Below are 11165 nucleotides of genomic sequence, written 5' to 3'. Positions count from 1 at the left end.
TTACCGCCATGCCCGAGGCTATAGAGTCCCGCCGACACAAGCTGCAAGCGCCTGAAACGCCGGTCCACCTTCGACGGCGGCGTTCGGAAATACATCCACGAGACGATCAGCATGAAGAGCGACCCGAGCACAAAGCCGAGCAGCGGCGAAATGAAGATAAACGAAACGGTCTTGAGCAGGCCGTCGAGGTTAAGCGAACCCCAGCCGGATTTGGCCCATGCAGACCCGACCAGGCCGCCGATCAGCGCATGCGACGAACTCGACGGAATGCCATAGTGCCACGTGATGATGTTCCAGCCGATAGCGCCGACCAAGGCACCGAAGATCACATATTGATCGACGATAGCCGGATCGATGGTTCCCTTCCCTACGGTCGCCGCGACCTTCAAATGGAAGATGAAATACGCGATGACGTTGAAAGCTGCAGCAAAAGCCACGGCCTGCTGAGGTTTCAGCACGCCGGTAGAGACGACGGTTGCGATAGAGTTGGCGGCGTCGTGGAAGCCGTTCATGAAGTCGAACACCAGCGCGACCACGACGAGCGTAATGACAGCCCAGAGGGCGAGTTGAATCGAATGCATCGTTTATCGAGTGAGTGGCGCGGCTGAAATCAGGCGTTTTCCAGCACGATGCCTTCGATGATGTTCGCGACATCCTCGCATTTATCGGTGATCGTCTCGAGCAGCTCGTAGATTGCCTTCAGCTTGATCAGCGTCTTGACGTTATCTTCTTCGCGGAAAAGCTTGGACATGGCCGAGCGCAGTACGCGGTCCGCATCGGACTCCAGACGGTCGATTTCTTCGCAGATCTTCAGGATTTCGCTGGCGCGCTTCATGTCCGCGAGAAGTTGCACGGCTTGCTGCACGCGCTCGGAAGTCGCCGTGCAGATATGAGCGAGCTGGCTCATTTCCGCGGTCGATTCGCGCACGTCGTAAAGCGAGATTGCCGTGGCGACATCCTCCATCAGGTCCAGGATGTCGTCCATGGTCGTGATGAGCTTGTGGATTTCGTCGCGATCGAGCGGCGTGATGAAGGTCTTGTGCAACAGGTCGATAGTTTCGTGCGTGAGCTTGTCAGCACGTTTTTCGTTCGTCTGGACGTTCTGCTTATGGACTTCCATCTGGTCCATGTTGTCGATCAGCAGTTCGAGTTCGTGGCTCGCGTCAACGATGCACTTCGCGTGCGCATTGAAGATTTCGAAAAATTTGCCCTCGGTGGGCATGAATCGACCGAACATGAAAATCCCGGAAAGTGGCTCAAAATGGGGCTGACATAAAACCGCCACATTGTACCTTCGCGGGAACGCCGCCGCACCCTGATCGGTAACAATCCGGGTGCGGTTGCAACATGAGTTCCTTTAGTCGCTGTAAAAATTCTGCGCGCCCGCAAAATTCTCGAACTTCGTGTATTGCCCCTGGAACGTGAGGCGTACTGGCCCGATTGGACCATTTCGCTGCTTGCCGATGATGATCTCGGCAGTACCTTTGTCGGGGCTGTCGGGGTTGTAGACTTCGTCGCGGTAAATAAACAAAATGACATCCGCATCCTGCTCGATAGCACCCGACTCGCGCAGATCCGACATGATCGGACGCTTGTTCGGCCTCTGCTCAAGTCCGCGATTTAACTGCGATAACGCGACAACCGGAACATCGAGCTCTTTTGCGAGACTCTTGAGCGATCGCGAGATTTCCGAGATTTCCGTCGCGCGGTTTTCGCCGCCCGACCCGGACCCGGACATGAGTTGCAGATAATCGACGATGATCAAACCCAGCTTGCCGCACTGGCGCGCAAGGCGGCGCGAGCGCGAGCGCAGTTCCATCGGGTTGAGGCCACCGGTTTCATCGATAAAGATCTGCGCCTCACTCATTTTTTGCACTGCGTGGGTGAGCTTTGGCCAGTCTTCGTCCGTGAGACGGCCGGTACGCATCCGGTGCTGATCGAGGCGTCCGACCGAACCCAGCATACGCATGGTGAGCTGGGTGCCCGGCATTTCCATGGAAAACACTGCGACCGGCAGGCCGTACTCGACCGCCACATACTCGCCGATGTTCATGGAAAAAGCGGTTTTACCCATCGATGGGCGCCCTGCCACGATGATCAGCTCACCGCCGTGCATGCCCGAGGTCATGCGGTCCAGGTCGACAAAACCCGTTGGTGTACCGGTGACATCGCTGGGATTCGCGGTGTGATAGAGCGTGTCGATTCGTTCGACAACTTCCGTCAAAAGCGGGCCAATCTCAAGAAACCCTTGCGTGCCGCGCGCGCCGCTTTCCGCAATCGAGAACACTTTCGCCTCGGCCTCGTCCAGCAACTGGCGCACTTCCTTGCCTTGCGGATTGAAGGCGTCGGCGGAGATTTCATCGGCGACGGAAACCAGGCGGCGCAAAACTGCCCGGTCGCGCACGATTTCCGCGTACCGGCGAATGTTGGCCGCGCTCGGCGTATTCTGGGCCAGCGCGTTCAAATACGCGAGGCCGCCTACTTCCTCGGCCTTGCCCGTGTTGGTCAGCGCCTCGTAGACCGTGATGACGTCGGCCGGACGCGTGGTCGCAATCAGCTTGCCGATCGCCTCGTAGATGATCCTGTGGTCGTAGCGGTAGAAATCGCTGTGCGACATCAAGTCCGCAATGCGATCCCACGCGGCGTTGTCGAGCAACAAGCCGCCAATGACAGACTGTTCGGCTTCGATGGAATGCGGCGGGACCTTCAGCGCATCCATTTGCGGATCTTTCGAGGGTGCGTTCATGGGGGCAATTATCGGCGAAATGACGGGGCGGCGGGCGAAGAGAAAACAAAAAAGGCGGGAACCGTTGAGGGTTCCCGCCCTTCCTTTACCACTTTACTTTTGCATCAGCGCCGGGAGAAAACCCGGCTGCCTGGAAGCTTAAGCGTGCTCGCCCAGCACCGACACCGTCACGTCGACGACGACGTCCGTGTGCAATGCAACTTGGACAGCGTGATCGCCAACCAGCTTCAACGGGCCGTCGGCCAGACGCACTTGCGACTTTTCGACTTCTGCCAGACCTTGCTTCTTCAGCGCGTCGGCGATGTCCGCGTTCGTCACCGAACCGAACAAACGGCCGTCGACGCCCGCCTTCTGCGAGATCTGAACGGTTGCGCCGTTCAGCTTTTCGCCCTGAGCCGTGGCGATTGCCAGCTTTTCAGCTGCAACCTTTTCCAGTTCCGCACGGCGCACTTCGAATTCCGCGATCGCGTCCTTCGTTGCACGGCGAGCTTTCTTGCCCGGGATCAGGAAGTTACGTGCGTAACCGTCCTTGACCTTCACGATGTCGCCGAGGTTGCCCAGGTTGACGACTTTTTCCAAAAGAATGATTTGCATTTGGCTTTTCCTTATTGCGTCGTCTGATTAGGCCTTGTGCAGGTCGGTGTACGGCAGGAGCGCGAGAAAACGGGCGCGCTTGATAGCCGTGTCGAGCTGACGTTGGTAGTGAGCCTTCGTTCCAGTCAGACGAGCCGGCGTGATCTTGCCGTTCTCACCAACGAAGTCCTTCAGCGTGTCCGTGTCCTTGTAGTCGATGTAATCGACATTGGCCGCGGTGAAACGGCAGAACTTCTTGCGCTTGAAGAGCGGGTTTTGTTGCTGACGACGTTTGTCGAATTTCTTACCAGTCGGGCGGGGCATGTTCAGTCCTTTCCAATATCCTGCAATTCTGTGATGTGAAACACCAGGGTTCGCGCGTTGCGGTTTTTCTTCGCCATGAAGCCTGTAAAGAGCGTTTCGACGCCCATCGCAAGGCTTTCCAGCTTGCCGCTCGCAGCTCCAGCCGCTACCGCAGGAAGTGTCAGCTCGATCTGGCGGGGAATGCCCGCTTCGACAACTTCCGTACAGTGATGCAACGTGCAGCTTGCTATGGGGACGCCGGCGGGGGTGTACCGCACCGGTTCGCGTTCCACGACGCTTGCTGTCAGTTGCAGCCGGTTCACTTCGATCCTGATGGCTTGACGGCTTCGATGCCGTCTTAACTAGCCTGCGCTTCGGACGGCTGGCTGGCCGCCTTCTTGGCTTCTTCGCGGTGCACTTCCTTCATCATCGGCGACGGGCCGGTTTCGGCCTTCTTCATCTTGACGATCAGGTGACGCAGCACTGCGTCATTGAACTTGAATGCGTGCTCCAGCTCTTCCAGGGTTTCCTGGCTGCATTCGATGTTCATGCACACGTAGTGAGCCTTCGCGAGTTTCTCGATCATGTAAGCCAGCTGACGGCGGCCCCAGTCTTCGATGCGGTGGATCGAACCACCGTGCGACGTGATCGTGGTTTTGTACCGTTCGATCATGGCGGGCACTTGCTCGCTCTGATCCGGATGCACGATAAATACGATTTCGTAATGACGCATTGTTACTCCTTGAGGATATAAAGCCACCCGGGCGTCGGACCGGTGCGGCAAGAGAGAAGCCAGCGATTATAGCCGGATCTGGATGCGCGTACAACTAAATCGGGCTTTTCGCGCTTTAGTTCCGCTGTGTTTTCAATGGCTTAGGCATCAACAAGGCATCGGCAACAGGCTTTTAGCCAACTGATACGGCCTAGTGTCAGCGGCTCCAGTAATCCGGCTGCGCATAGATTTTCTTCAAATAATCAATGAAGTAGCGCACTTTCGCCGGAATGTAGCGCTGTTGCGGATACACCGCGAGGATGTCGTAGTCCGGCAGCGCAAATTCGTCCAGCACGGTTTCCAGTTCGCCCGCAGCCAGTTGCCGCTGGATCTCCCAGGTCGAGCGCCAGCCGAGTCCGTGGCCTTCGGATACCCATCGATGGAGCAATTCGCCGTCGTTGCAATCCAGGTTGCCGGACACGCGCACGGTCGCCAGCTTGCCGTTCCGGCGGAAATACCAGCCGCGGTTCTGGCCGCCCTGCAGGTTGAACGCAAGGCAGTTGTGGCGCGGAAGGTCATCGAGCGTTTTCGGCTTGCCGTGCTTCTTGAAGTAGGCGGGCGTGCCGCAGACCACGCGATGATTCTCGGCGAGTTTCACGGCCACGAAATTCTGGTCCACCGCGCCGCCGATTCTTATCGACAAGTCGTAGCCCTCGCGGATCAGGTCCGCCACGCGGTCGTTCAGGTTGAACGACATCTGCAGCGCGGGTTTGTCGGCGAGAAAACCTGGGGCGTGCGGCGCCACGTGCATACGCCCGAAAGCTGCGGGCGCCGAGACGATCAGATGACCATCGACGGTGCGCTGGCCATCGGCGAGCTCGTTCTCCGCCTGGTTCCAGTCGGCGAGTAGCCCGCGGCAGCGTTCCAGGAATGCCGCACCCTCCTCGCTCACTACCAGACGGCGCGTCGAGCGGTACATCAGTTTGACGCCCAGACGTTTTTCCAGCGCATCGATACGCCGCCCGAGAATCACCGGCGACACGCCCTCCTCCAGCGCGGCCGCGGCAAGACTGCCGGCCTCGGCGACTTTCACGAACGTCTCTATTTGCCTGAAGCGATCCATTTGTTTGTCTCCGTATTTGTCCGTTCGATACCTTTTGTATCGGATCAAACGACTCTGGCTGATCTTATCAACACTCCGGCACACGCATAAAGTCCATCAAACGACGTTCTGCAATGGCGGGACGCACCGAAACACACAGTGGATGGAGACAGTCATGACCAAAATGCGAGCTGTAGATGCAGCCGTTCTCGTGCTGGAAAAAGAAGGGATCGAAATGGCGTTCGGCGTGCCGGGCGCGGCCATCAATCCGTTCTACTCGGCGTTGCAGCGGGCCGGCAGTATCGGCCACGTGCTGGCGCGGCACGTGGAAGGCGCGTCGCACATGGCTGAAGGCTATACGCGGGCGTCGCCGGGAAATATTGGCGTGTGTATCGGAACGTCGGGACCCGCCGGGACCGACATGATCACGGGTCTCTATTCCGCCCAGGCCGATTCGATTCCGATCCTCGCCATCACGGGCCAGGCACCGCGCTCGCGTCTCTACAAGGAAGATTTCCAGGCCGTCGATATCGAGTCGATCGCGAAGCCGGTGACCAAGTGGGCGGTCACGGTGCGCGAACCGGCGCTTGTGCCGCGCGTGTTCCAGCAGGCGTTTCACCTGATGCGTTCGGGCCGTCCGGGTCCGGTGCTGGTCGATTTACCGATTGACGTGCAGCTCGCCGAAATCGAATTCGATATCGATACCTACGAACCCCTGCCCGTCTACAAGCCGAAAGCCACCCGCGCCCAGGTCGAAAAAGCACTGACGATGCTGACCACGTCCGAGCGGCCGTTGATCGTGTCCGGCGGCGGCGTGTTGAATGCGGCTGCTGAAGATCTGCTCGTGGAGTTCGCCGAGCTGATCAACGTGCCGGTGATCCCGACGCTGATGAGCTGGGGCGCAATCGCCGACGACCATCCGCTGATGGCCGGCATGTGCGGCTTGCAGACCGCGCACCGGTACGGCAACGCCAACATGCTTGCGTCGGACTTCGTGCTGGGCATCGGCAATCGCTGGGCGAACCGTCATACGGGCAGCGTCGAGGTCTATACGAAGGGCCGTACGTTCGTGCACGTGGACATCGAGCCGACGCAGATCGGCCGCGTGTTCGGACCGGATCTCGGGATTGTCTCCGACGCCAAATTCGCGCTCGAACTTTTCGTGGAAGTGGCGCGCGAATGGAAGGCAGCGGGCAAGCTGAAGGATCGCGGAACGTGGGTGGGCGAATGCCAGGAACGCAAGCGCACGATGCATCGCAAGACGCACTTCGACAACGTGCCGATGAAGCCGCAGCGCGTCTACGAAGAGATGAACAAGGTCTTCGGACGCGACACCTGCTACATCTCGACGATCGGTCTCTCGCAGATCGCCGGCGCGCAGTTCCTGCACGTGTACAAGGCGCGCAACTGGATCAATTGCGGCCAGGCCGGCCCGCTCGGCTGGACGATTCCGGCAGCGCTCGGTGTGCGTGCAGCGGACCCGCAACGGCCAATCGTGGCGCTCTCCGGCGACTACGACTTCCAGTTCATGATCGAAGAGCTGGCTGTGGGTGCGCAGTTCCGCTTGCCTTACATTCACGTGGTCGTGAACAACTCGTACCTCGGTTTGATCCGCCAGGCGCAACGCGGCTTCGATATGGACTACTGCGTGCAGCTCGCGTTCGAAAACATCAACGCGCCTGATCTGAACGGGTATGGCGTGGATCACGTGGCGGTGGCCGAAGGTCTGGGTTGCAAGGCGATGCGCGTCTTCAAACCGGAAGATCTCGCCCCGGCGCTGCGCAAGGCCGAAGGGATGCTCGCGGAGTTCGGCGTGCCGGTCATCGTGGAAGTGATTCTGGAGCGCGTGACGAACATTGCGATGGGCACGGAAATCGATGCCATCAACGAGTTCGAGCCGCTCGCCGAAACCGAGCAGGACGCGCCGACGGCCATTGCGTCGACATCGAACGCCTGAGTACCAGTCAGAACGTAGCCTGAATGCAGCCTGAGAGAGTAGAAACCATGCCGAAATTTGCCGCAAACCTGACGATGCTGTTCAACGAAGTGCCCTTCCTCGACCGCTTTGCAGCGGCAGCGGAAGCGGGTTTCGAAGCGGTGGAGTTTCTGTTTCCGTATCCGTACTCCATCGCGGATTTGCGCCAGCGTCTTGACGACAACAACCTTCAGATCGTGCTGCATAACCTGCCGGCCGGCAATTGGGAAGGCGGCGAGCGTGGCATCGCGTGTCTGCCGGACCGCAAGGAAGAGTTTCGCGAAGGCGTGTCGAAGGCGATCGAATACGCGAAGGCCTTGAACGTGCCGCAACTCAATTGCCTGGTCGGTATTCCGCCTGCTTCGGTGAGCCGTGAGGACGCACGGGCGACCATCGTTGAGAATTTGAAGTTCGCCGCCGCCGCGTTGAAGAAGGAAGGCATCAGGCTGCTGGTCGAGCCGTGCAATCACTTCGATATCCCCGGCTTCGCGCTGAACAAATCGCAGGAAGGGCTGGACGTGATCCGCGATGTCGGCTCGGACAACCTGTTCCTGCAGTACGACATCTATCACATGCAGCGCATGGAAGGCGAACTTGCGGCGACGATCAAACGCAACCTGCCACTGATCGCGCACGTTCAACTCGCCGACAACCCCGGCCGCAACGAACCGGGCACGGGAGAGATCAACTATCCGTTCCTGTTCTCGCTGCTGGATTCGGTCGGCTATCAAGGCTGGATCGGTTGCGAATACAAACCGCGTGCGACGACCGAAGCCGGCCTTGGATGGCTGAGCGAGCTTGCAGGCTGGAAGAACGCGCGCGCGGTGGCTTGAAGCCACGACCCGACAACTGGAGGAGACACACGTAATGGCAACAATCGGTTTTATCGGACTTGGCATCATGGGCGCCCACATGGCGCGCAACCTGAAAAAAGCGGGCCACACGCTGGTCCTGAACGGCGCGTACCCGGTGCCAGAGGATCTGCGCTCGCTCGGCACGGTCGTCGGCAGCTCGACGGAAGTGACGCGCGGCAGCGAAATCATCGTCCTGATGGTGCCGGACACGCCCGACGTCGCCAACGTCCTGTTCGCCGACGACGGCGTGGCGAAGGGTCTCGAGAAAGGCCAGCTCGTGATCGACATGAGCTCCATCTCGCCCATCGAAACGCAGGCATTCGCCAAGAAGATCAACGCATTGGGTTGCGATTACCTCGATGCACCCGTCTCCGGCGGCGAAGTCGGCGCGCGTGAAGCGACGCTCACCATCATGGTCGGCGGCCCGGAAGCTGCGTTCGAACGCGCGAAGCCGCTCTTCGAAGCGATGGGCAAGAACATCACGCTCATCGGCGATAACGGCGCGGGGCAAACCTGCAAGGTGGCCAACCAGATCATCGTGGCACTCAACATTGAAGCCGTGGGTGAAGCGCTGCTGTTTGCATCGAAGTCCGGCGCCGATCCCGAGCGCGTACGCAAGGCATTGATGGGCGGCTTCGCGGCATCGCGGATCCTGGAAGTTCACGGCGAGCGCATGACCAAGCGCACGTTCAACCCGGGCTTCCGGATCGAACTGCATCAGAAGGACCTGAATCTGGAATTGGAAAGCGCCAAGAAGCTTGGACTCGCGTTGCCGCATACGGCGAGCGCGCAGCAACTGTTCAGCGTCTGCGTGGCGAACGGCGGGCGCGAGTGGGATCACTCGGGCATGGTCCGGGCGCTGGAACTGATGTCGAATCATCAGGTTACCGAAGGAAACTGAATTGCTGAAAACCGGCTGATCTCCGGTGGGTTGCAAGAAGTGCAATAACGTTGGGTCCGTCTAGCGGCGCCCGGCGATGACGTGGAAGCCTTGGTCGGTCAGACGTCATTGCCGGGTGTCCGCCTGCCGGATCCTTTTTTGTTTTTGATTCAAGCTTTGCTTCAAGTTTTTGTTTCACTTCGTGCCCGTCCACACAGTATTACAACTCCTCCCGTGAACACCGCGAACTAAGCCCGATGCCGCGCGACTAAGAGGCTCGGCTTTATCCGGCCGTCTCATTGGCTTAATACAGGAGTTGCAACATGGGCATGTTCAGTTTCATCAAGGAAGCGGGCGAGAAGTTGTTCGGCGCCGTATCGACAACCGCATCGGCTGCGCCGGCAGCGCCGGATGTAGCGGCGTTGAACAAGACTGCGGGAGACGCGATCGCTGCGTACATCCGCAATCAGGGCCTCACGGCCGACAACCTGCAAGTCACGTTCGACGGCGCATCGCATACGGTCACAGTTAGCGGCCAGGCCGCCGATCAGGCGACCAAGGAGAAGATTCTCGTCGCGGCAGGCAACGTGCAGCATGTCGACAAGGTCGACGATCACATCACCGTTCTGAATCCCACGCCCGTTTCACAATTTCACACTGTGGCCGCGGGCGACAATCTCTGGAAGATCGCGACCAAGTACTACGGCAACGGCGCGAAGAACGACGTGATTTTCGAGGCCAACAAGCCGATGCTCAGCAGCCCGGACAAGATTTATCCGGGACAGGTCTTGCGGATTCCGCCGCTGGCTTGAGCAGGTTGAGTCGGTTGAAGAATTGAAGAACGCGAACCCTGGTTCGCGTTTTTTATTGCCTGAATCAACGCGGCAAGGCAGGATCGGCCTATCAATGACATCCTTTTTCCGGAGTGCGCATGAACGGTCCCGATCCGAAGAACAAACATCCCATGGAAGGCTTTCCGCAAGTCTGTTTTATCAAGAACACTGTCAAGAATCCGAATATCGTGGTCGGTGACTACACGTATTACGACGATCCCGAAGACGCCGAGCACTTCGAACGCAACGTGCTTTACCACTTTCCGTTTATTGGCGACAAGCTGATCATCGGGAAATTTTGTGCTATCGCCAAAGGCGCCCAGTTCATCATGAACGGCGCCAATCACAAACTCTCCGGTATCTCGACGTATCCGTTTCAGATCTTTGGCAATGGCTGGGAAAAGGTCATGCCATCGCTTTCCGACTTGCCATATAAGGGCGATACGGTAATAGGCAACGACGTCTGGATTGGCTACGACGCGCTGATCATGCCGGGCGTCAGGATCGGGGACGGCGCGATTGTGTCGTCGAGATCGGTGGTGACCGGCGATGTCGCGCCCTATACGATCGTAGGCGGCAATCCGGCGAAAACCATCAAGGCCCGCTTCGCGCCCGAAGCCGTTGCCCGGCTGCAGGCCATCGCCTGGTGGGACTGGCCTGTCGAAACCATCACCCGACATCTGGAACAGATCGTGTCGGGCGATATCGAGCGATTGAGCGAGTGTGCGAATCAGTAGGTATCGAAGACGTTTTGCAGGTCTCTCGATGCAACACCCGCGGCCAGCGCCAGCATCAACAGCACGCGAGCCTTGTACGGGTTCAGGCTTCCCGCCGTGATCGAACCGAGCGCGTCGTCCGGCGCCGCGCCGTTGCGCATCACGTGACCCGAACCGACACGCGATGACCGCACGACCACTACGCCCTGCTTCGTGGCATCGGCGACGGCTTGCTGCATGGTTGAGTGGATCGAGCCGTTTCCCGTACCGGCAATTACCAGCCCTTTCGCGCCGGCGGCGACCAAGGCGTCGATAGCCACTCGCGATGCCCCCGCATAGCTCGCCACGATCTCGACCGCCGGCAATTCAGCCGCGATCTCGAACGGCGTCTGCAGCGTGTGGGGTCTCACGACCGTGCGCTGATATTCGACCTGTCCGTCCTGAACCCAGCCGAGCGCGCCGCCCTCAGGC

Annotated in this window: 13 protein-coding genes and 1 pseudogene; 5 read left to right on the top strand and 9 right to left on the bottom strand. The window is 59.1% G+C overall.

Annotation, left to right across the window (positions count from 1 at the left end; all coding sequences use genetic code 11):
* The 8 genes from ACFFAR_RS13445 to ACFFAR_RS13410 all read right to left on the bottom strand — a co-directional run.
* On the bottom strand, positions 1–581 hold a 581-nt coding region (locus ACFFAR_RS13445; RefSeq protein WP_375507994.1), incomplete at its 3' end, for an anion permease.
* A gap of 29 nt (positions 582–610) precedes the next feature.
* The gene (locus tag ACFFAR_RS13440; protein ID WP_056353092.1) at positions 611–1237 is read right to left on the bottom strand and encodes a DUF47 domain-containing protein; all 627 of its coding nucleotides are present in this window, start codon (positions 1235–1237) and stop codon (positions 611–613) included.
* 120 nt (positions 1238–1357) lie between these two features.
* Positions 1358–2746, bottom strand: coding sequence for a replicative DNA helicase (locus tag ACFFAR_RS13435; protein WP_060857247.1), 1389 nt, complete (start codon positions 2744–2746; stop codon positions 1358–1360).
* 138 nt (positions 2747–2884) lie between these two features.
* Positions 2885–3340, bottom strand: a complete 456-nt coding sequence (rplI, locus tag ACFFAR_RS13430; protein WP_061999252.1) for a 50S ribosomal protein L9 — start codon at positions 3338–3340, stop codon at positions 2885–2887.
* A gap of 27 nt (positions 3341–3367) precedes the next feature.
* Entirely contained in the window at positions 3368–3643 is a 276-nt protein-coding gene (rpsR, locus tag ACFFAR_RS13425; RefSeq protein WP_061999251.1) for a 30S ribosomal protein S18, read from the bottom strand.
* Between the two features lie 2 nt (positions 3644–3645).
* On the bottom strand, positions 3646–3945 hold the full coding sequence (priB, locus tag ACFFAR_RS13420; RefSeq protein ID WP_061999250.1) for a primosomal replication protein N: 300 nt from the start codon (positions 3943–3945) through the stop codon (positions 3646–3648).
* Between the two features lie 35 nt (positions 3946–3980).
* Entirely contained in the window at positions 3981–4355 is a 375-nt protein-coding gene (gene rpsF, locus ACFFAR_RS13415; protein ID WP_375507993.1) for a 30S ribosomal protein S6, read from the bottom strand.
* 196 nt (positions 4356–4551) lie between these two features.
* Complete coding sequence (locus ACFFAR_RS13410) at positions 4552–5457, bottom strand: LysR family transcriptional regulator (protein WP_062169859.1); 906 nt, start codon at positions 5455–5457, stop codon at positions 4552–4554.
* A gap of 154 nt (positions 5458–5611) precedes the next feature.
* On the opposite strand from ACFFAR_RS13410, the gene gcl reads away from it, so the two are divergent.
* From gcl to ACFFAR_RS13385, 5 genes are all read left to right on the top strand, one after another.
* Complete coding sequence (gene gcl / locus ACFFAR_RS13405; protein ID WP_062000821.1) at positions 5612–7393, top strand: glyoxylate carboligase; 1782 nt, start codon at positions 5612–5614, stop codon at positions 7391–7393.
* 47 nt (positions 7394–7440) lie between these two features.
* Positions 7441–8244: a hydroxypyruvate isomerase gene (hyi, locus tag ACFFAR_RS13400; protein WP_062169858.1), complete on the top strand. Its 804-nt coding sequence runs from the start codon at positions 7441–7443 to the stop codon at positions 8242–8244.
* Between the two features lie 34 nt (positions 8245–8278).
* Positions 8279–9166, top strand: coding sequence for a 2-hydroxy-3-oxopropionate reductase (gene glxR, locus ACFFAR_RS13395; protein WP_375507992.1), 888 nt, complete (start codon positions 8279–8281; stop codon positions 9164–9166).
* 302 nt (positions 9167–9468) lie between these two features.
* Positions 9469–9957, top strand: a complete 489-nt coding sequence (gene lysM / locus ACFFAR_RS13390) for a peptidoglycan-binding protein LysM (protein ID WP_061999247.1) — start codon at positions 9469–9471, stop codon at positions 9955–9957.
* 119 nt (positions 9958–10076) lie between these two features.
* A complete protein-coding gene (locus tag ACFFAR_RS13385) occupies positions 10077–10715 on the top strand; it encodes a Vat family streptogramin A O-acetyltransferase (protein WP_061999246.1) in 639 nt (212 codons plus the stop codon).
* On the opposite strand, the pseudogene ACFFAR_RS13380 reads toward ACFFAR_RS13385, so the two are convergent.
* A pseudogene (locus tag ACFFAR_RS13380) lies at positions 10709–11165 on the bottom strand (L-asparaginase); the annotation flags it as partial. The gene ACFFAR_RS13385 and the pseudogene ACFFAR_RS13380 overlap by 7 nt on opposite strands.

It is taken from the genome of uncultured Caballeronia sp., assembly GCF_964243625.1.
Lineage (GTDB): Bacteria > Pseudomonadota > Gammaproteobacteria > Burkholderiales > Burkholderiaceae > Caballeronia.
This window is presented reverse-complemented; position numbering and strand designations above follow the sequence as displayed.

Bases quoted from the DNA above. Each gene is read 5' to 3' on its own strand.
- ACFFAR_RS13440 (WP_056353092.1), bottom strand. From the start codon at position 1,237: ATGTTCGGTCGATTCATGCCCACCGAGGGCAAATTTTTCGAAATCTTC.
- ACFFAR_RS13435 (WP_060857247.1), bottom strand. From the start codon at position 2,746: ATGAACGCACCCTCGAAAGATCCGCAAATGGATGCGCTGAAGGTCCCG.
- rplI (WP_061999252.1), bottom strand. From the start codon at position 3,340: ATGCAAATCATTCTTTTGGAAAAAGTCGTCAACCTGGGCAACCTCGGC.
- rpsR (WP_061999251.1), bottom strand. From the start codon at position 3,643: ATGCCCCGCCCGACTGGTAAGAAATTCGACAAACGTCGTCAGCAACAA.
- rpsF (WP_375507993.1), bottom strand. From the start codon at position 4,355: ATGCGTCATTACGAAATCGTATTTATCGTGCATCCGGATCAGAGCGAG.
- ACFFAR_RS13410 (WP_062169859.1), bottom strand. From the start codon at position 5,457: ATGGATCGCTTCAGGCAAATAGAGACGTTCGTGAAAGTCGCCGAGGCC.
- gcl (WP_062000821.1), top strand. From the start codon at position 5,612: ATGACCAAAATGCGAGCTGTAGATGCAGCCGTTCTCGTGCTGGAAAAA.
- hyi (WP_062169858.1), top strand. From the start codon at position 7,441: ATGCCGAAATTTGCCGCAAACCTGACGATGCTGTTCAACGAAGTGCCC.
- glxR (WP_375507992.1), top strand. From the start codon at position 8,279: ATGGCAACAATCGGTTTTATCGGACTTGGCATCATGGGCGCCCACATG.
- lysM (WP_061999247.1), top strand. From the start codon at position 9,469: ATGGGCATGTTCAGTTTCATCAAGGAAGCGGGCGAGAAGTTGTTCGGC.
- ACFFAR_RS13385 (WP_061999246.1), top strand. From the start codon at position 10,077: ATGAACGGTCCCGATCCGAAGAACAAACATCCCATGGAAGGCTTTCCG.